Genomic DNA, 21,008 nt, shown 5'->3' on the forward strand with positions numbered 1-21,008 from the left:
ATAATGGGAGAGTATGACAATAATAAAAAAGAGGTGGCTCTTTAATGAAAAAGATTTTAGTTGTCGATGACGAAAAGCCGATTTCGGATATCGTCAAATTCAATTTAGCCAAGGAAGGCTATGATGTTTATACTGCATATGACGGGGAAGAAGCCTTAGAAAAAGTCACTGAGGTGGAACCTGATTTGATCTTGCTAGATTTGATGTTACCAAAAATGGATGGCTTAGAAGTCGCGCGTGAAGTACGGAAAACCTACGACATGCCGATCATTATGGTGACTGCAAAAGATTCTGAAATCGATAAGGTATTAGGACTGGAATTAGGTGCTGATGATTACGTGACAAAGCCTTTTTCTAATCGTGAACTAGTGGCTCGAGTGAAAGCCAATCTTCGTCGTGGCGCAACTGCTACCAAAGAAGTAGAAGAAATTGCCCCTTCTGAACTCGTGATTGGTGACCTGACGATTCATCCGGATGCTTATATGGTAACGAAACGAGGCGAAACAATTGAATTAACGCATCGTGAATTTGAATTGCTTTTTTACTTAGCAAAACACATCGGACAAGTGATGACACGAGAGCATTTGCTGCAAACCGTGTGGGGCTATGATTACTTTGGTGATGTGCGAACTGTAGATGTAACCGTGAGACGTCTACGCGAAAAAATTGAAGATAATCCAAGTCATCCTAATTATTTAGTGACACGGCGAGGTGTTGGTTACTATTTACGTAACCAGGAACAGGAGTAATTGATGAAAGGAAAAGTGCGCTTTTTTCGATCAGTCAATTTCAAAATTGCGATCACGTTTATTTTGATCTTACTGATTTCGATTGAGATTATTGGTGCCTACTTTATCCGAGGGTTAGAGCGTTCAACAATCAATACATTTATCAAAGATATGAATCAAACAGTTGAATCTTTAGCGACCACGATCAGTCCCGAATTAAATCGTAAAGACAACGCAGACATTGAAGAAGTCAATGCCAATATCAAACGATTCATTGAAAACAATGCCTCGAGTGACATTTTGGAGATTCGAGTTATTGATGAAAAAGGGATTATACGTGGGACAACGGATGTTAGTGATCAAAGCTCAATCGGTAAGAAAAACGATTATGTAGATATCAATGATTTCACAACAAAAAGGTATGTCGCATTAGATAGTGACGATAAGCGAGTGAATATCAATATTCAACCGATCCTGTCCCCGACCGGCGATGCCGTTATCGGGGCTCTTTACGTCAAAAGTAATATTGAGCAAAAATATTCTGAAATCAATAATACTGCGATTATATTCTTCACAGCTTCGTTAATCGCAGCCCTGATCTCCATGGTCGTATCAGTCTTAGTCGCACGGTCGATCACTCAGCCAATTGGCGAGATGCGAGAGCAAGCGATTAGGATTGCTCGGGGAGATTATAGTCGTAAAGTTAAAGTCCATGGACAAGATGAATTAGGGCAACTGGCGGATACATTCAACCAGCTGGCTGAAAGAATCGAAGAAGCTCAAGACACGATGGAAGCGGAAAGGAATCGGTTAGATAGCGTCCTGTCACATATGACAGATGGTGTCATTGCGACCGATCGAAGAGGTAAAGTCATTACGATCAACGATATGGCTGTTTCTTTATTGGATGTCAAAAATGAAGATGCAATCGGTCAGTCGATTTTGACTTTGTTAGATATTGAAGAAGAATATACATTACGTAAACTGCTAGAAGACCCAAATGAAATGGTACTTGATCGTTCAACTGGATTAATGGAAAGCGACCAAATGATTTTACGAGTAGATTTCTCCATGATCCGCAGAGAATCAGGTTTTATTAGTGGATTGGTAGCCGTATTGCATGATGTAACAGAACAAGAAAAAACAGAAAGAGAACGTCGTGAATTTGTCTCGAACGTGTCTCATGAACTTCGCACACCGTTGACAAGTATGCGTAGTTATATTGAAGCTTTAAGTGAGGGAGCTTGGAAAGATGAAGAAGTTGCTCCTAATTTCCTAAAAGTAACGTTAGATGAAACAGATCGAATGATCCGCATGATCAATGACCTGTTGAATCTTTCGCGAATGGATACAGGAAATACACAATTACAGTTAGAGTACGTCAATTTTAATGAATTAGTCAATTTTGTTCTTGACCGCTTTGATATGATGGTGGGTAACCAAGAAAAGAACTATACGATTAAACGGGAATTTACCCAAAGAGATCTTTGGGTAGAGATTGATACCGATAAAGTAATCCAAGTGATTGATAATATTATGAATAATGCGATCAAATATTCTCCAGACGGTGGAATGATCACATGTCGTTTGTTGGAAACACACAATAATGTGATTTTAAGTATTACTGACCAAGGACTTGGGATTCCTAAAAAAGATTTGAATCGGGTATTTGAACGATTTTACCGCGTGGATAAAGCGCGTGCGAGAGCCCAAGGTGGAACGGGGTTAGGATTGGCTATCTCTAGAGAAGTAGTCAAAGCCCACCGTGGCGCAATCTGGGCAGAGAGTAAAGAAGGAAAAGGATCGACCTTCTATATCTCGTTGCCATATGAACCATATGAGGAGGAATGGTGGGAATGAAAATTTCTGAAAAAGTTATTCGAATAGGATTACTCCTAATGATTGCTTTAAGTATCTACCTCTCATATGCCATTTGGCTAAGTCCAGCAGGTAAAACCTCGGTTAATTTTGACGAATCCAATTCACAGATGATCGATTCACAAAACTACCGAAAAGCATCTGAAGTTTTTCTTCCATTACATGTGACTTGGTTGCATTCAGGACAAATAAAGGAAACAAATAGTGAAAATCTTGTTTCTCGCCTCCAAACAGTCATCGAGGGCGCTCGATTTGGCAGAGTAACAGAAATCGTCAATGGCGATAAAGAGAAATTTGACAAGCTAAAAACTATTCAAGAAGGCATTGAGCTTACTTATAATGCGCCGCTGCTACTTAGTGAGTATAAAGAAGCCTTTCATCTAAGTTTGGATTTTTCAGCGCTTCCTAATCGGACAGATTCTATTTACTTTATGCGTATCCAGTTTGATAAAAATGAGAACAAAGTGCGATTCCTTGATTTTGAGACGGATTCCATTTACGAATCGAATCTTTCAGTTGATTGGAAAGAGTTGGAAAAAGAATTAAAGGCAACCAATAGTACGTGGACAGAGATGGAAAAAACGCCTTCGATTGTTGAGACACAATATGAAACGAAAGATAAAATCAAATTAAAAAAATATAGTTATATCCTGTCACAACAACCATATACTTTGTTTAGAAATGCCTTTTTCCAAAAACCAGATGAGGTCAAAACAAATAATGAGAGCAATGAACTGCTTTTTTATGATGGAAATGAGACGATGAGGATTCATTCAGAAACACAAATCGTTGATTTTCGGGGAGAAATCGGACAAGACAACGTCACAGCGAATATTTTCTCACAAAGTTTTCCATATATTAGTAAATTAGGCAATTCATTAGGAAATATGCGTTATTTTGATCGAGAGAACAATCAGATCGATTATCGAATATTTGTAGAAGGATTTCCTGTATTTGGTTCAGACAGTAAAGGAGAAGTTGAGATTGAAATTGGAGCGGATCAAGTAGATTCACAAGTGAAGATCCAAACCAGCTTGAATACGATCCAAGTACCGATTCCATCTGATGAAGAAGTTGAATTGCCACAAACAGAAAAAGTCATCCAGAGTCTTTTGGATAAAGGGGCAGACAAAGAAAAAATCGAGTCGTTGATTGTTGGCTACACGTGGCAAAATATCAAGGAAACGAATCGAGTCGTCGATTTATTACCTGAGTGGTATGTAAAATACCAAGGTCAATGGTATGCTGTCAATGATTTGCTTGGACGATTACCTGAAACGGAGGCGAATTAAATGGATTTCAAAAAAATTGAATGGATTTTTTTCGTTGCTTTTTTAGGGTTAAATGTTTTTTTATTTAGAAGTTATCAAGAAACGATCAGCCAAGAAAATAATGTGATCCGATCAGGACAAACCGAATCCATTCAACAACGACTTTCTAGTGATGACATTTCTTATACTGGTAAAATCTCTTCAGAAAGTAGACAAGGGTATTATTTAAGTGCGGAGGAAACGGACCTTAGTAAGGAACTGGACAGTCAACGTCATGGGACAAGTAAAAAAGGACTGTTGAGTAGTGGGATTGTTTTCAATGACAATGTCTTAACAAAAACTTTATCTGAGACAGAATCAGAAAATAGTATTTTTGATCCTGATAAAATGGGAAGTTCAGTGAATAGCTTTTTAAACAAAAAAAACAATGTACTATTTGGTAGCGATTATGTTTATATGAAGAATTTTTCTGATCTAGACAGCGCAACGCCCGAAGTACAAGCGAGTCAGAAATATGATGGTCTACCTTTTTATGATGACACAGCTAAAATTGTGTTTTCACTGAATAAACAAGATAAAAGTTATGCTGTCACGAAGTACACGCAGACACATTTATCCGATATTGAACAATTACGGGAAAAAACAGAATTACACACAGAAGAAGATGCAATCAAAACATTGTATGTAAATAATAAGATTTCTCGAGGTTCAAAAATCCTTTGGAGGCAGCTTGCTTACTCTTGTATTTTGAAAGTGCGAGAAAAGAATGTGTATGTTCCAGTCTGGTATGTGGCGATAGAAACGCCTGATAAATCGATCCAAGTAGAGTCGGTCAATGCATTTAGTAATACGATTGTAACAAATAATACGATTCCAAAGGTGGAAGATCATTAAAAAAGTAGTATAATGAAAAAAGTTTACAAAGTAAGAAGGGAAGTAGTCAAATGGCTGAAGAAAAACCAGCTTTTAAAATCAGTATCCTAGCCAGTGGAAGCTCTGGAAATTCACTTTATATCGAAAGTGATAAAAAAAGGCTCTTGGTAGATGCTGGTCTCAGCGGGAAAAAAATTACTTCTTTGTTGGCTCAAATTGATCGGACACCTGACCAATTAGACGGGATTTTAGTCACTCACGAACATCGAGATCATATTCATGGGGTAGGGGTACTTGCAAGGAAATATCATTTAGATGTGTTTGCCAATGAAAAAACATGGGAAGCAATGTCTCCATTAATTGGGAATGTTCCTATTGAACAAAAGCATTTGTTTGAAATGGGGAAGGTGCAAACATGTGGGGATCTAGATATTGAAAGCTTTGGCGTTTCTCACGATGCTGCAGCTCCGCAATTTTATCGTTTCCATAAAGAAAACCGTTCATTTGTGATGTTAACTGATACAGGTTATTGCAGTGATCATATGCGAGGAATCATCAAAAATGCAGATGGCTATTTGATGGAAAGTAACCATGATTTAGAGATGTTGCGGATGGGACCTTATCCTTGGAATTTAAAGCAACGGATCTTAGGTGATCGGGGGCACTTATCCAATGAAGATGGCGCCTTAGTCATGACAGATGTTATTGGTGATCGTACCAAACGTATCTACCTTGGTCACTTGAGTAAAGAAAACAATCTAAAAGAACTAGCTCACTTGACGATGGAGAATGTCCTAAAAGAAAAAGATCTAGGTGTCGGTTATGAATTTGATATTTATGATACCGATCCCTCAGAAGCAACGGAGTTATTTTCGATTTAGCCGTAGTCAACTATATAACCCAAAAAACGCTCAAACAACTTGTTTTGAGTGTTTTTTTTGTTCATTTAAAGCAGAGAGGATTTTTGTCTCATTCAGTTACGTTTTATTAACAACGGGGTGTACTTTCAATAAGGCTATAATAGTTTAAATTTTAGATAAGATATATTGTTCATTGGTTATTGATAGTGATTTTTTATTATATTTAATTAAATATAAATGTTTGTTTAATAGAGTTTTTTTATGGAAAATAGTTATTTTATTATTTTGGGGTTGTTATTTTTGGCGGGATGTTCAAACTCAGGAGTTGATTGTACCTCTTCCAGCACAGATCAGACTTCCACGCAGATCACCAAGACTTCTACAGAAAATTCACAAAATAGTACTACCAAGGAAAAAGAGAATCAACCTATTAGTAATGTAGAATCGACGGGAAATAATCCTGCAGAGGATTCAAATGTGCAAGAAATAAAGGATTCTTCAACTACTACTGAAACGATTGCTAATGAAAGCGAGAAAACAGATGAATACTATCGTTTAATCAAGCAGGCGTGGCAAGAACAATCTGAAGATATCAACTCGTTAACAGATCCTAAGGTGAAACAATCTGTTCAAACACCGTCTGCTGCCGCAAACACCAAAGCTAGCCAATTGGAATTGGACAATCCAGCAGATACTCAGTTGATCCAAACTAGTTTAAAACAAGTGCTGAATGGTCAATAATAAATAAGGAAAAATAGTTGTGATTAACAGGATCCTTTCCGAAAAAATTAGCCGAAGGAGATTGAGACAAGTTTTGTCCCAGTCCATTCGGCATTTTTTGACAAATGCTAAAACAGCTATTCAAAGATCAAGTATAGTTAGACCGTAAATGAAAAATATAATAGAGAAGACTAGGCAAGAGGGACATTGCTCAAAACAGACAGATACAAAGTGAAACTAGCTTCCCATTATTATTGTATTAGTGAAAAGATTGAAAATTTTTATTACGCCTAATAGGTGTATCACTTACTTTTACATAATCAAAAAGTTGAAACCAGCTAAAATTTTTAGAAAAATGATTAGAACATATCAAATGTTTCGCTGTTTTGCACTCTCTATGCGAGATAACGATACTACTCAAAGTTGGAAACATAATCAGATGTGATCCACATTGACGATAGACATACCATTGAAATGCTTTGCTATTTTTCAAAGTAGATGAATAGGGAAAGAAAAACGTAGTGATTAGGCAATATATTTCAAGAATGATTCTTTGATTCGTTGACATTTTTTTCTGGTTTTTGCATCGTAAGTCTTACTGATTCCTAAAAGGAGACAAATTTCTTTACAAGAATAACCGTGATAAAGCAGTTCGATGAAGGTACCTCTAAAAAAGTCCTGTTTTTTAAAATTTTCTATTAGAAGTTTTTCCTCGATCGAACGTTCGGCACTTTTAACTGTGCAATTTTTAGAATGATGTAGCGATTCGATGTTTTCCCATCTTGTCACGTCATAAGTAATCCCATCTTTATTGAAGACCTTACTTCCGGATTTTTTATATTGTTTCCAAGTCTTCTTTTCAGCAATATAAATCCTTCGCAACGTAACATTTTTAAACGTGGAGCCTGAGATACTCTTGAAATCTTCAATGCCTTCCCAAATTGCTAAACAAAGGTTACTGTAGAAGTCTTCAAAAGGAATAAATACTCCGTTAGATTGTGCTTTAAATACAAAACGATGCGCACAAGATTTTATATAAGGGTCTAAATCTAAAATGATTAAATCTAAGATATCTTTATCATTCGTCAGATAATATTTCTTCAATAAGTCATCAATCATTTGCCAGATATTCATTTCGCAACACACTACCTTTATTTTTTGAAAGATACGTTCCTAAAAATGTTATTTTGTGACATATAAAATAACTTTTTGTAAAAGTTAAATAAATGATAGTCTGATAGATATATAATAAAAACAGTGTTTTTTTAACAAAAAATTTTATTTTTGTTTTATTCTTTATAAAATCGTGAATGACAGCAGTCAGTCTGATATAAAGGAGATGTCTTTCTTTAAATGATTTTTCTAAGTGATGGTGCATTCGTAAGTAGTAATGATTGATAAAATTAATTAAAGTATGTAATGAATTAGCAAGTTCCTCATTTAATAACAAAAACAAAACAATATTAATTGTTTTAAAATCACTTTTGTATTTATCTTATTTATAAATAAAGTGTTTTTTAATCGCATTTTTGTTAGGCTGTTTTTCTCTCATACTGCGTATTTTTGTAAAACGAAAGCAAAGACACTTTAGTTGGAAGAGAAGGGGAACGAGTTGGTTTAGTGCAAAGTTGATAACTCTTGTGGGCGCCCATAAGACGATGTCGATGTGGTTAAATTTTTTCTATGAACCAATCTAATTCAATGTTTATAGTTAGATTTAGATGAACATGATTTTAATAGGATCTGAAAATAATCCAAATGGCAATGACTGCTATTTTCTGTCGTATTTAAAATAAGGATGCTATTAGAGAAGACCATCAAAGTATTTTGAGAAGGTTAACAGAGGAAATGGCGAGTGTCACGATAAATGGAGACTGCTAGTAGCTAGCGGATAAAACATAATGAATAGCTCTAAATAAATCGATCTTTTTCATGACTATGAAGGGAAAATTTGTTAAGAGAATGAGCCGGGATCGGAAAGAACACAAAAAAAGACCAGCGACTAAGATTTGCTGGTCAGTAGATAGTATAAGGACAGGCTTTAGATTGGTGTTAGGTGGAGCTCATGAAGCAGCGATCCAGCCCTTTTGTACGGCGATCTGCACCACTACCACCAATGTATTCATTCCCACATGTGTGATCATCGAGGTCCAGATTCTTCCCGTTGCTTTGTATTGGAGACTAAAGAAAAAACCTAAGAAAAAGTAGATCAGTAAGTGACCATCGTTATGGGCAAAAGCAAACAATAAGGAACTAACGATTGCCCCGATCCAAAAGTTTGTATATTTGCCAACGATACCTAAGATACTGCGGCGAAAGACGAATTCTTCCATGACTGGACCAGCAACTGTGGTAGCTATTAAAAAGGCTGGAGCTTCAAGAATCATTTGAATAATATTTTGCGTATTCTCAGAAGGAGCGCTGTTACCAAATAAAAGAGTTTCCAACGTTACTGCAAGCGCCTGTAAGATCAAAGCAATGAAAATCCCAACAAACCCATATAAGATGATTTTTGGTGTCGAAGCACTAGGAATGGCTGCTTCTAGTGGTAGTGGTTCATTTTGCTTGAAATAAAAGAAAGCTAAAACAATCGCTCCTAGGATATAGGCAATCGTCGTTGCTGTAATCACGTCAGTAACAGTATGGACGATTCCGATAGAGGAAAGGATCAATGGGGAAAGAAAAATGAGTCCATAGCAAAAGATACTAGCGAAACTATATTTTTTTAATGACATAAAATACCTCCTTAAAGATAGGCAGAAGTAGACTGCAAGAATAGAAATTAATTATAACATAGATCAATTTAGAGGCTATTACTAAGGGACTTCTAACGGTTACGGATAAAATTAGTGTACTTTCATTTAAAAAGCTTGCAAAAAAATCAAAGTATGAGTATTATTAAAAATGTAGGTTAGCACTCGATGTGTAAGAGTGCTAACGAATCCAAAAAAAGAGTTATCGGAGGGATTTATCGTGTTAAAACCATTAGGTGATCGCGTCATTATCGAAGTCGCAAAAGAAGAAGAAACAACTGTTGGAGGAATTGTTTTAGCTTCATCCGCTAAAGAAAAACCACAAACAGGAACAGTTGTTGCAGTCGGTGAAGGCCGTTTATTGGAAAACGGAGAAAAAGTTCCTGCTGCTGTAAAAGCGGGCGACCAAGTGATGTTTGAAAAATATGCCGGTACAGAAGTAAAATTTGAAGGAAAAGAATATTTGATCGTTGCAGGAAAAGATATCATGGCGATCGTTGAATAAATAAAAAAGTACGAAAAAAATTTGATGAGGTGAATAGACATGGCAAAAGAATTGAAATTTGCAGAAGATGCACGCGCAGCAATGCTACGTGGAGTTGATAAATTAGCTGATACAGTAAAAGTAACATTAGGTCCAAAAGGTCGTAATGTTGTATTAGAAAAATCATACGGTTCACCATTGATTACTAATGATGGCGTAACAATTGCAAAAGAAATCGAATTGGAAGATCACTTTGAAAACATGGGTGCAAAATTAGTTTCTGAAGTGGCATCAAAAACCAATGATATCGCAGGTGACGGAACAACAACCGCTACTGTGTTAACCCAAGCAATTGTTCGTGAAGGATTAAAAAACGTAACAGCTGGAGCAAATCCTTTAGGTATTCGTCGTGGAATTGAATTGGCAACAAAAGCAGCAGTTGAAGAATTACACAATATTTCAACAGTCGTAGATTCTAAAGAAGCAATTGCTCAAGTTGCAGCTGTTTCTTCTGGTTCAGAAAAAGTGGGACATTTGATTGCCGATGCAATGGAAAAAGTCGGCAATGACGGCGTTATTACTATTGAAGAATCAAAAGGAATCGAAACCGAATTAGATGTTGTAGAAGGGATGCAATTTGATCGTGGTTACTTGTCACAATACATGGTGACTGACAATGACAAAATGGAAGCTGTTTTAGAAAATCCATACATTTTGATCACAGATAAGAAAATTTCTAATATCCAAGACATCTTACCTTTATTAGAACAAATCTTACAACAATCTCGTCCGCTATTGATCATCGCTGACGATGTGGATGGAGAAGCTTTACCAACATTAGTCTTGAACAAAATCCGTGGGACATTTAACGTTGTTGCAGTGAAAGCACCTGGTTTCGGTGATCGTCGTAAAGCAATGCTTGAAGATATCGCTATCCTAACAGGCGGAACAGTGATTACAGACGACTTAGGATTAGAATTGAAAGATGCAACAATCGAAAACCTAGGAAATGCTTCAAAAGTTGTGGTAGACAAAGATAACACAACAATCGTTGAAGGCTCTGGCGATAAAACAGCCATTGAAGCACGTGTTCAATTGATCAAAAACCAAATTGCTGAAACAACATCAGATTTTGACCGTGAAAAATTACAAGAACGCTTAGCAAAACTTGCTGGTGGGGTTGCAGTGGTCAAAGTTGGTGCAGCAACTGAAACAGAGTTAAAAGAATTGAAATTACGAATTGAAGATGCGTTGAATGCAACTCGTGCAGCCGTTGAAGAAGGTATGGTTTCAGGTGGTGGTACAGCATTAGTGAATGTCATCAACAAAGTTTCAGCAGTTGAAGCTCAAGGGGACGTTGCAACAGGTGTGAAAATCGTTGTTCGTGCCTTAGAAGAACCAATTCGTCAAATCGCAGAAAATGCGGGATATGAAGGTTCAGTCATCGTTGATAAATTGAAAAATGTTGAATTAGGAACAGGTTTCAATGCTGCAACAGGCGAATGGGTAAATATGGTTGAAGCAGGGATTGTTGATCCAACCAAAGTTACTCGTTCAGCATTACAAAATGCTGCATCTGTTTCAGCTCTATTATTAACAACTGAAGCAGTAGTTGCTGACAAACCAGAACCAGCAGCACCTGCAGCGCCAGCAATGGATCCATCAATGATGGGCGGTATGATGTAGTAATTAAGAAAGAATCCTTATTTTTAAAGGATTCTTTCTTCTTTTTTTGTCTTGTTTTGAATAAAAGGAGCAAAAAAGGGGCAAAACTATTAAAGGATTTTTAGTTAATCAACCATTCGATGTGGATAGTTGCTTAGGCTCTAGAACTATCTCTATTGTTAGAAAGACCAATATAAATGAAGTTAGAGGATCTTGATGTGCTACTATTTTTGTCTTTTTTCTTCTTTATATTCTTCATATTTTTCAGATTCTCATTCTTAGACAACATGGAGTGATTATTTTCCTTTGTACTTTTTAATGGCATAGGTTTCTCTACTAGGCAGTATTCTTTAATGTTTACTAGGTTAGACATTCGTTCGTTTATTCGATGTTTTCTTCTCATTATTTTTACTAATCTTCTGCGTTGTAGTATGGTCTTTATTTGGTTGCGTCAAGAATTATGTGTAAATGGAAAAGCCCATTCTGTTGATTAAGTTAAAACATTGATTCTAATGTATCATGTATTTCTTTAAAACCTTTATGAACTCGGCATAGAAACTTTTGATTATAGTTGTTGAATTGAGATACTAGAAATCTCTCCAGAGATTCTTCATTAGGAAATTGCTCTTTTCTTTTGGTATATTTCTTTAATTGTTTGTTAAAACCTTCAATCAAATTAGTTGAATAAATAGTTCTTCTGATTGACGGAGGGAAATTATAAAAGGTTAATATAGCAGGATTCATGAGCAATTTAACCACTCGTGGATACTGCTTTTTCCATTTATCTATCATAAACCTTATTTGATTATTTGCTTCTTCTTTTGAACTTGCTTGATAAACTAATTTGAAATCGCTACAGATTTCTTGTCGATCACTAACACGAACCTTATGAGCGATATTTCTAGATATATGGACACAACATTGTTGAAATTGAGCATTTGGATAAACACTATGAATACTATCGTTAATGCCACTTAAACCATCAGTTACGACTAATAAAACCTCTTTTAAACCACGGTCTTTTAGGTCTTGAAGAATCTCTTTCCAAACATAAGCAGATTCAGTTGGAGCAAGACTAAACCCAAGAACCTCTTTGGTTCCATCTAATCGAATGCCAATTACAATATAAACTGCTTCTTTTGAAACAGTTTGTCTTTTTAAAGGAATATAAGTAGCATCCATGAAAATAGCGACATACTTATCATTTAGAGTTCTAACTTTAAATGCATTTACTTCTTCAGTCAGCACTTTAGTCATGTTGGACATGGTTTGGGGCGTGTAGTGATGCCCATACATTTTCTCAATCAAGTCTGCGATTTCCGACATGGTAATACCTTTTCGGAAGAGGTGAATGACGGTCTCCTCTAAGGTATCATTCGTCCGTCTATAAGCAGGAACAGTCTGTTGCTTGAACTCGCCGTTGCGGTCGCGCGGAATCTGGAGATGAAGTTCCCCGTACTCGGTCTTGACCGTACGGTCATAGGAGCCGTTACGAGAATTACCCGTGTTAAAACCAATGCGATCGTACTTTTCGTAATCGAGGAAAGCCGTTAACTCCGTTTTGAGAAGCGTATTGACAGCTTTTTCCAAATGGACACGGAATAATTCATTCAAATCGCCTTTGTTCGCTAGAGTCTTTAGAATTTCTGTAGTAAAATCGTTCATATGGAAGTCCTCTTTTCTGTGAATGTGTTGTGGTAACTCTATTCTACAGAAGGGACTTCCTTTTTTCTATTTACACAAAATATTTTACACTCTCCTTTATTTTATACTTTATTAGTCTCATTATTCTTTTCAGTATACCTGCTTTTTTTTGCTTTTTATACAATTGAAAAACTCCTCTCAGTTACTGTTTTAAATGCATAGTAGCAGATTTTTAACGAGGAACCCGAACTTATTTTTCTAGATATTTAAAATAAAGTTCTACTTTTTAATTAAAGATTCAAAGATAAGTTTAAAAATTTAAAGACAAGAGTATGTATCGTATTGCTCGTTTTTTTAGAAGGTGAAGCAAAGATCTTGCTATGAGACGCGTTTCATAAGCTATACTCAATTCATCAAAAAGGAGGAATTACTGATGAATACTTATATCAAAACGACCAATGGCGCTACGAATGACTATTTTTATGCTTTTGTTGAATTTAAAGAAACAATGCTTGAATTGTCTAGTCCTCAAGGGTTAAATAAAACGGTAATGAAAAAAATTCCTTTAGATGAAATTAGTGGATTGGCTAAAGATACGTATCTGGGTGGGCAACGTATTAGCTTTGAATATGATGGAACGTTCTATCAATTTTTTGAATGTGGGCATGCTGTGGTAGACTATTTACAAGAAAATCTTTTTGCATAGGTGGTTTTAGTAAAGCATGACAAACATCAGAGATATTGCAAAACTGACGGGCTATTCTGTCTCTACCGTTTCACGGGTGATCAATAATCATCCTTATGTTGACGAAACAAAACGTGCTAAGATTCTATCCGTCATTAATGAGTTATCGTATGTTCCTAATGCAAGTGCCAGACAGCTCAGTTATGGAAAAACAAAAAATATTGGTGTTATTCTGCCTTATACGGATCATCCTTATTTCGATCAATTGCTTAGTGGGATCATTGAAGTCGCCTTCAACGAAGATTATCAGGTGACCTTGTTACCAACAAATTATCAGGCAGAAAGAGAGAGAATGTATTTAGAAGAATTTGCAGGTAAACGATTTGATGGTTTGATCGTTACTTCTCGTGCCAACAGTTTAGATGTATTGCTCTCTTATCAAAAGTATGGGCCAATCATTTTTTGTGAAGAAATAAAAGAAACAGAAGCTGGTTGCGTGTTTATCGATCGTGAACAATCTATTACTGAAGCATTATTGTATTTAAAAAATCAAGGCGTGGAAAATCTTGGCGTTACTTTAGGAAGAAGTGGTCGTCTTAGTTTTAATACAAAAGTGACGTTGGAACTTTGTAAAAAAATATTTCCCGATTTCAAAGAGGAAAATGTTTTTTGGAACTGTATTGACTATGAACAAGGGGTGAATGCAGCGACGTATTTTAAAGAAAAAAAGGTAGATGGTGTCTTCACTAATTCAGATACAGTTGCTGCCGGTATATTGCAAAGCTCCATCTTAGAAAGTAAAAAACGTCTTGTTGGTCGTGATAATCTGTTGATCAGTGAGCTAATGTCTTTTTCGACGATTGATCATGGCTTAAGAGAATGTGGAGAAACGGCCTTTCTACTTTTTATCGAAGAAAAAAAAGATCAAATCAAAATTCCTTATCAATTTATTGTGCGATAGTCGAAATGGTTTTAATGCGTAATCAAAAGTAGATCGAAGTAACGCAAAAACCTAAAAAAGAAACCGAATAGCCAAAAATAGTTTCTCCTATTTTTGTGATTGCTTCGGTTTCTTTTTGACGTCAATGGATTATGAAAGAATGTAGTGTCTGCATTCTGACAGGATGGATCATAAAGTGAGATCTTCGCTACTTATTTCCTAAAATGAACGTCCACTCAAAGACAACTTATTCAACCGCGTATGTTTGAATGATCGTATTCAATGCTTGGGCAGCTCCGCTCCCACAACGCTCATCATAGTAAGCGGTGAATCGTTCATCAGAGATATACAATAAGCCTAAGCCACGATGAGCTTCGGAACTATAAGAAGGCCAGCTAAAAGTAAGCCATTTTTTGTGTTCTTCAAATAGTTTCAATGCTAGTTTTTGATCAGAGTCTGATTGTAAATAAGCTGACAAATCAGCTAAGAGTTGTTTTTCTAAAGACTGCATTTCTTCAAATTTTTCCTCTGCCATATTTTGCCATTTTTTATTTGCTTTTTCAATGGTGTCGTCACCATATTTTTCTCGTATTTCTTGTCCATAGTTTGTTTCATTTTCCATTATTTTTTGTTTTTTAAATCCTTCAAATTTCTCATGATCTTTCATCGGTTTTCCTCCTTCGTAACTCTCCAATGTATGTTGAATAGTCATTAATAGTGTGTCGAGCTGTTTTCTTTTTTCTTGTAACATTTCTTGATGTTGGATCAACGCTTGTCGATGATCGAAAGCTGGATTATCTAAAATTTCTGCAATTTGTTCTAACTTAAAATCAAGGGAGCGATAAAACAAAATCTGTTGTAGTCGGTCAACTTCTTGGCTTGTGTAGATCCGATAGCCAGACTCAGTCACCCGTGATGGTTTCAGTAAGTGGATCTGATCGTAAAAACGCAGGGTACGAGGACTAACACCAGAAATTTCTGCCATTTTTTTTATAGTATATTCCATGCTTAACCTCCTTATAGAATGATCTTATTCCTTGACGTAACTAGAAGGTCAAGAAATTTTGAATATTTTTTTGTGTTTATTTTTATGTTATAATAAGTAAAGTAGAAAAACGAATTTTTCTGCTTTAAATATGTCATGTTGAAAGCGATTCCTTTGTTGGGCGCTTGTTATAAATAATAATAGAAAAGAGGAATAAGATGAAATTAATCGAAACGCCAGTTACAAGTAATTTAAATATTAAGACGTTTTATCCTAAAGTAGTAGATTTTTTCTTTAGTAGCAAAGCCATCAAATACTATAAACTTTATTCGCTTGATCGAACACAGATTTTATACATTGATACGTATGAAAAATCCCAATTATTGATGATTAATACGAAGAAAAAAATCACCAAGCAAGAAATTGATTTTGCAATCCGTCGTATTTTGAAAGCAGAACGTGAAGACGTCAAGGTCCATATTGGTGTAAAACAAGACTTAGAACGAGCAGGTGTCCAATTCAAACGACCAAATAAAGATATCGTGATTGTTGAACAGAAAGTAGGTCGTTCAGTGGAGGAAAAATAAAACAGTCTTCTGCAAATGAGTAAGTTGTGTACCGGCCTCAAAAATTGGAGCTGTTAAGAAAAACTAGATACTTGGTTCAGAGAATAAGAGAAAAAATTTTTTCAAGGTCTCTAGGAATGGATGGTCAAGGGAAAAATACATCCATTTAGTATTGTAGTAAGTTTTAATACATTTAAATATTTCCATCTGAGTTTGGATTGATGTCTCTGAATTGAGGCTCTTTGTCAAACGATGTTGGTAAAGAGAAATCTTAGGATAATTTCAACAGAAAGAAGTTTTCTTCTTTCTGTTTTTTTAGAACTGGAATCGGACGCTTGTTTGACTTCAAGAAAACCAGAAACTTTTTTTATAAGCCTCGTTCCTCTCTTAAGTAATGCTTTTCTTGTTCTAACTTCTTCATGTCATCATGAGCATCAAAAAGTGCGTTCCCTTTTCTAAGAAACGCACTTGCTTTATATTTTTTAACTTCTTGAATCCAACGATACAAGCGGTGAGCCTGTTTTTTTAGCTACAGGCTAACTTCTTTCACAAAAAATTATTCTTCGATCATTAGGTTGACGGCAACAATTTTACTTACTTTATCAACTGAATATCTTGGCATAGTAGAAATCCTCGATTTTCCTTCACTTTTTATCTAGTTTATTACAACAATTCCAACATCAAACTATAAATCTTTCCTAATACTTATTAAAATATAAAAAAAATTTATGATGGTACCTCTTTATCAGTATATAATGCTAAGTGTCGGGAGATACGTTACATAAATCTTATTACTATAGATAAAGGGAGGTCGTTAAATATATAAGAAAGCGCAAAGTGTAATATTTTTTTATTTAGGAAAAGAAAATTAAGTTTATGTAACTATGTATTATTAGATCTCTATTGAATCCAAGGATGCTTTATTTAGATGATGATCAAATTTAAACCCATACAGACATCTAGTATAGAATAAACATAATCATCCGATTACTTGGAGAAAAATCAATACCGACATTTATTAATGGTTAGAGAATATAGACTTTAGGATGTCATGATAAAAAATAAAATATAAAAGGATTGATTTGATGAAATATAGTAAACTATTATTATTTACCTCGTTTTTGTGCATTGGTGCTGGGACAATAAATACCATGACAGTTAATGCAGCTCAACAAGTAACTGTCTCAGATTCAACTGTCCGAAATGCTGTAGAGGCTGTAAACAACTTATTTACCGACAATACATATACCACATTATCCCCAAACACAACAACTGAAACGATCAAAGAAGCTAGAACGCTGATTCTTAAGGCCGCAGGAAAATGTGACATCGTTCATTTAAGTAATTTATGTAAGAAGGCGGAAAGCTTGTTATTAGAAAGTACCAATTCAGTAGATTCAGCTGTCCAAAATGCTGTAGAGGCTGTAAACAATTTATTTACCGACAATACATATACCACATTATCTCCAAACACAACAACTGAAACGATCAAAGAAGCTAGAACGCTGATTCTTAAGGCCGTAGGAAAATGTGACATCGTTCATTTAAGTAATTTATGCAAGAAGGCGGAAAAATTGTTATTAGAAAGTACCAATTCAGTAGATTCAGCTGTCCAAAATGCTGTAGAGGCTGTAAACAATTTATTTACCGACAATACATATACCACATTATCTCCAAACACAACAACTGAAACGATCAAAGAAGCTAGAACACTGATTCTTAAGGCTGTAGGAAAATGCGACATCGTTCATTTAAGTAATTTATGCAAGAAGGCGGAAAGTTTATTAGCACTATCTGTTCATTTATAAAAAATAGAAAATTTATAACCTTTCACTTCTTTAAATATTCCTATAGGCACGACACCTAAAAGTGGGAAGTAAAAAAATTGACATAGGCTGTTTGTCCTCTGCACTGTACGGAGGGCGAACAGCCTAATGTCTGTAGTCTTTTATGAGAGAAGCGGTGATTAAATTCAGTTTTTTCGGAAAAATCATGGAAGATTGGACAACTTTTAATTTCACTTCAAAATTGTCTGTAACCATAAAAAAGTCGACCCCAAAAAAGGTCACTTTTTAGTCTAAATTTTTTGAGGTTGGTTCATTATTGTTCTGGGTGATAAATTTATTTTCATTTGTCCTTTTTCAGAAAATAATCAAGATTTCTTCTACTCTAGCGTTTTTTTGTTATAATGGATAAGAAATGAAAACTTGCCAAGAGGAGTAATATAAAGATGAATAAAATTTACCCAGATGACAGTTTGACGTTGCATACTGATTTATACCAAATCAACATGATGCAAACGTACTGGGAATTAGGTCGTGCGGATCTCCACGCTGTTTTTGAATGCTATTTCCGTGATATGCCATTTAACCATGGGTATGCCGTGTTTGCAGGATTAGAACGTCTTGTGGAATACTTAGAAAATTTGACGTTTAGTGAGTCAGACATTGAATACTTACGCAAAATGGACATCTACCCAGAAGGTTTTTTAACATACTTAAAAGAATTTAAATTTAAAGCTACTGTCCGCTCGGCGCGTGAAGGTGAATTAGTGTTTGCCAATGAACCGTTGATCCAAGTGGAAGGTCCGTTAGCACATTGTCAATTGATTGAAACAGCCCTACTGAATATGGTGAACTTTCAAACGTTGATCGCTACGAAGGCAGCAAGAATCAAATCAGTGATCGGCGATGATCCATTGTTAGAATTTGGTACTAGAAGAGCGCAAGAATTGGATGCTGCTGTTTGGGGAACTCGAGCTGCTTACATCGGTGGAGCAGATGCTACTAGTAATGTCAGAGCTGGGAAAATCTTTGGGATTCCTGCAAGTGGAACGCATGCGCATGCACTTGTTCAATCTTATGGAAATGATTATGAAGCGTTTATGGCTTATGCGAAAACTCATAAAGACTGCGTGTTCTTAGTTGATACTTACGATACCTTGAAATCTGGTGTGCCTAGTGCGATCCGTGTAGCAAAAGAATTAGGCAATAAAATCAATTTCCTTGGGGTTCGTATCGATAGTGGCGACATGGCGTATATTTCGAAACGTGTTCGTGAACAATTAGATGCTGCTGGTTTCACTGAGGCTAAAATTTATGCTTCAAATGATTTAGATGAAGCAACGATTTTAAATTTAAAAATGCAAAAAGCTAAAATCGACGTTTGGGGTGTAGGAACGAAATTGATTACAGCCTATGACCAACCTGCGCTTGGTGCAGTCTTCAAATTGGTTTCAATTGAAGATAAAGAGGGCAAAATGATCGATACAATCAAGCTTTCCAGCAATGCAGAAAAAGTAACAACTCCTGGCAAGAAACAAGTGTGGCGAATCACTCGCAATTTTGATGGCAAATCAGAAGGAGACTACGTTACGCTTTGGGATGAAGATCCTAGAGAGGAAGCAGAGATTTTTATGTTTCATCCTGTGCATACCTTTATCAATAAAACGGTGCGTGATTTTACCGCTCGACCTATCTTACAAGATATTTTCGTGAAGGGCGAACGGGTCTATGAATTACCAACTTTAGATGAAATCAAAGCATATACACGTGATAACCTTGATTCACTGTGGGAAGAGTACAAACGTGACCTTAATCCACAAAAATACCCAGTTGATTTATCAACAGATTGTTGGAATCATAAAATGGCTACGATGGAACGGATGAAGAAAAACGTAGCTACTTTGTATAATGAATATTAAGGAGGAAAAAGAATGAGCTTACAAGAAGAGATTATCCAAGAATTAGGTGTCAAACCAACCATTGATCCACAAGGTGAGATTCGAACTAGTATTGATTTCATGAAAGCTTATTTAAAAAAATATCCTTTCTTAAAAACTTTTGTTTTAGGAATCAGTGGGGGACAAGATTCTACGTTAGCGGGACGTTTGGCTCAATTAGCAATGGAAGAAATGCGTGAAGAAACACAAGACGATCGTTATCAATTTATCGCTGTACGCTTACCTTATGGCGAACAAGTAGACGAAGAGGATGCGAAAGCTGCAGTTGAATTTATCCAGCCTGACGTTCGCCTACGAGTGAATATCAAACCTGCTGTCGATGCGCAAGTTGCTGAATTAGTCGCTGCGGGGATCGAAGTCAGTGACTTCAATAAAGGAAATATCAAAGCTCGTCAACGGATGATCACACAGTATGCAATTGCAGGTGGTCATGCAGGAGCAGTCCTGGGAACGGATCATGCAGCTGAAAACATTACTGGTTTCTTTACAAAGTATGGCGACGGTGGCGCCGATTTGTTACCATTATTCCGCTTGGACAAACGTCAAGGAAAACAATTATTACAAGAACTAGGGGCACCTGAGAAACTTTATACCAAAATCCCAACAGCTGATTTGGAAGATGGCAAGCCGTTGATCGCTGATGAGGTTGCTTTAGGTGTTACTTACACTGAGATTGATGATTATTTAGAAGGTAAAGAAGTTCCAACAGATGCCAAACAAAAAATTGAAGCTTGGTGGAACAAAACTCAGCATAAACGACACTTACCTATCTCGGTGTTAGATGATTTTTGGAAATAAGCCTAAAAACTTTGTTGAAGATCACACCAATGAATGAAGTAACATTGCTTGTTTTTAATGAACTCGTCATTTAGTAAAAAATAAGGTTGTCATAGTAAAGTTCAGATGGAAAAATAACCTGCTATATCCGAAAACAGCTTCTCGCATTTTCTGGATATAGCGGGTTATTTCTATTATCAAGAGAATATGAACCGCATGTTCTTTTTCAAGATTTAAGACAAAAGATTAAAAATAGCTATTCACTGGGTTTCAGTTCTATTCTGTAGTAGTACGTCAATGAAGTACTATTAATTAAGATTATAAACGCATGGAGGATTTTTTAACGCCTTTTTTATAAGTCGCTACTTGCATACTATTGTTATGCTTTTACAATACGATATTGAGCAGTCGACAATTTGTGAACAATCAAATCGGAC

General features: G+C 35.9%; 19 protein-coding genes. 14 read left to right on the plus strand and 5 right to left on the minus strand.

Annotation, left to right across the window (positions count from 1 at the left end; translation table 11 throughout):
- Positions 1-44: 44 nt before the first annotated feature.
- From yycF to IGL30_RS02090, 6 genes are all read left to right on the plus strand, one after another.
- Positions 45-749 (plus strand): response regulator YycF, encoded by a 705-nt coding sequence (yycF, locus tag IGL30_RS02065; RefSeq protein ID WP_010720053.1) that lies wholly within the window; start codon positions 45-47, stop codon positions 747-749.
- Positions 750-752: 3 nt separating this feature from the next.
- Complete coding sequence (walK, locus tag IGL30_RS02070; RefSeq protein WP_010738440.1) at positions 753-2,588, plus strand: cell wall metabolism sensor histidine kinase WalK; 1,836 nt, start codon at positions 753-755, stop codon at positions 2,586-2,588.
- On the plus strand, positions 2,585-3,898 hold the full coding sequence (locus tag IGL30_RS02075; protein ID WP_088745030.1) for a YycH family regulatory protein: 1,314 nt from the start codon (positions 2,585-2,587) through the stop codon (positions 3,896-3,898). Before walK ends, IGL30_RS02075 begins: the two co-directional genes overlap by 4 nt.
- Positions 3,899-4,771 (plus strand): two-component system regulatory protein YycI, encoded by an 873-nt coding sequence (locus IGL30_RS02080; RefSeq protein WP_010720050.1) that lies wholly within the window; start codon positions 3,899-3,901, stop codon positions 4,769-4,771.
- Positions 4,772-4,821: 50 nt separating this feature from the next.
- Positions 4,822-5,631, plus strand: coding sequence for an MBL fold metallo-hydrolase (locus IGL30_RS02085; RefSeq protein WP_123875061.1), 810 nt, complete (start codon positions 4,822-4,824; stop codon positions 5,629-5,631).
- Between the two features lie 240 nt (positions 5,632-5,871).
- Positions 5,872-6,351 (plus strand): hypothetical protein, encoded by a 480-nt coding sequence (locus tag IGL30_RS02090; protein WP_123875060.1) that lies wholly within the window; start codon positions 5,872-5,874, stop codon positions 6,349-6,351.
- A 504-nt stretch (positions 6,352-6,855) separates the two neighbouring features.
- On the opposite strand, the gene bacL2 is transcribed toward IGL30_RS02090, so the two are convergent.
- Both bacL2 and IGL30_RS02100 read right to left on the minus strand, forming a co-directional pair.
- Positions 6,856-7,464: a BacL2 family protein gene (bacL2, locus tag IGL30_RS02095; protein WP_034699527.1), complete on the minus strand. Its 609-nt coding sequence runs from the start codon at positions 7,462-7,464 to the stop codon at positions 6,856-6,858.
- A 929-nt stretch (positions 7,465-8,393) separates the two neighbouring features.
- The gene (locus IGL30_RS02100; RefSeq protein WP_010738437.1) at positions 8,394-9,065 is read right to left on the minus strand and encodes a CPBP family intramembrane glutamic endopeptidase; all 672 of its coding nucleotides are present in this window, start codon (positions 9,063-9,065) and stop codon (positions 8,394-8,396) included.
- 238 nt (positions 9,066-9,303) lie between these two features.
- Here IGL30_RS02100 and groES point away from each other — a divergent pair, with 238 nt between their 5' ends.
- Both groES and groL read left to right on the plus strand, forming a co-directional pair.
- Positions 9,304-9,588, plus strand: a complete 285-nt coding sequence (groES, locus tag IGL30_RS02105; RefSeq protein ID WP_010738436.1) for a co-chaperone GroES — start codon at positions 9,304-9,306, stop codon at positions 9,586-9,588.
- A 39-nt stretch (positions 9,589-9,627) separates the two neighbouring features.
- Positions 9,628-11,253, plus strand: a complete 1,626-nt coding sequence (groL, locus tag IGL30_RS02110; protein WP_010738435.1) for a chaperonin GroEL — start codon at positions 9,628-9,630, stop codon at positions 11,251-11,253.
- Between the two features lie 474 nt (positions 11,254-11,727).
- On the opposite strand, the gene IGL30_RS02115 is transcribed toward groL, so the two are convergent.
- Positions 11,728-12,897: an IS256 family transposase gene (locus tag IGL30_RS02115; RefSeq protein WP_010721693.1), complete on the minus strand. Its 1,170-nt coding sequence runs from the start codon at positions 12,895-12,897 to the stop codon at positions 11,728-11,730.
- A 412-nt stretch (positions 12,898-13,309) separates the two neighbouring features.
- On the opposite strand from IGL30_RS02115, the gene IGL30_RS02120 reads away from it, so the two are divergent.
- Both IGL30_RS02120 and IGL30_RS02125 read left to right on the plus strand, forming a co-directional pair.
- Positions 13,310-13,582 carry a hypothetical protein gene (locus IGL30_RS02120; RefSeq protein WP_088745028.1) on the plus strand — a complete coding sequence of 91 codons (273 nt, stop codon included), beginning with the start codon at positions 13,310-13,312 and terminating at the stop codon, positions 13,580-13,582.
- Positions 13,583-13,598: 16 nt separating this feature from the next.
- Entirely contained in the window at positions 13,599-14,522 is a 924-nt protein-coding gene (locus tag IGL30_RS02125) for a LacI family DNA-binding transcriptional regulator (RefSeq protein ID WP_123875059.1), read from the plus strand.
- Between the two features lie 226 nt (positions 14,523-14,748).
- On the opposite strand, the gene IGL30_RS02130 is transcribed toward IGL30_RS02125, so the two are convergent.
- On the minus strand, positions 14,749-15,507 hold the full coding sequence (locus IGL30_RS02130; RefSeq protein ID WP_088745027.1) for a MerR family transcriptional regulator: 759 nt from the start codon (positions 15,505-15,507) through the stop codon (positions 14,749-14,751).
- 197 nt (positions 15,508-15,704) lie between these two features.
- On the opposite strand from IGL30_RS02130, the gene IGL30_RS02135 reads away from it, so the two are divergent.
- Positions 15,705-16,073: a DUF1827 family protein gene (locus IGL30_RS02135; protein WP_034699551.1), complete on the plus strand. Its 369-nt coding sequence runs from the start codon at positions 15,705-15,707 to the stop codon at positions 16,071-16,073.
- A gap of 346 nt (positions 16,074-16,419) precedes the next feature.
- Here IGL30_RS02135 and IGL30_RS02140 read toward each other — a convergent pair whose 3' ends face one another.
- A complete protein-coding gene (locus tag IGL30_RS02140; protein WP_014834271.1) occupies positions 16,420-16,560 on the minus strand; it encodes a hypothetical protein in 141 nt (46 codons plus the stop codon).
- 577 nt (positions 16,561-17,137) lie between these two features.
- Between IGL30_RS02140 and IGL30_RS02145 the strand changes: the two genes are divergently transcribed.
- The 3 genes from IGL30_RS02145 (at position 17,138) to nadE (ending at position 20,592) form a co-directional block, all read left to right on the plus strand.
- Positions 17,138-17,860 carry a hypothetical protein gene (locus IGL30_RS02145; protein ID WP_123875057.1) on the plus strand — a complete coding sequence of 241 codons (723 nt, stop codon included), beginning with the start codon at positions 17,138-17,140 and terminating at the stop codon, positions 17,858-17,860.
- A 422-nt stretch (positions 17,861-18,282) separates the two neighbouring features.
- The gene (locus IGL30_RS02150; protein WP_010738428.1) at positions 18,283-19,755 is read left to right on the plus strand and encodes a nicotinate phosphoribosyltransferase; all 1,473 of its coding nucleotides are present in this window, start codon (positions 18,283-18,285) and stop codon (positions 19,753-19,755) included.
- Positions 19,756-19,767: 12 nt separating this feature from the next.
- On the plus strand, positions 19,768-20,592 hold the full coding sequence (gene nadE, locus IGL30_RS02155) for an ammonia-dependent NAD(+) synthetase (protein WP_010720037.1): 825 nt from the start codon (positions 19,768-19,770) through the stop codon (positions 20,590-20,592).
- Positions 20,593-21,008: the final 416 nt, after the last annotated feature.

Origin of the sequence: Enterococcus sp. DIV1089c (genome assembly GCF_050530965.1) — a bacterium.
Classification (GTDB): Bacteria; Bacillota; Bacilli; order Lactobacillales; family Enterococcaceae; genus Enterococcus_B; species Enterococcus_B hirae.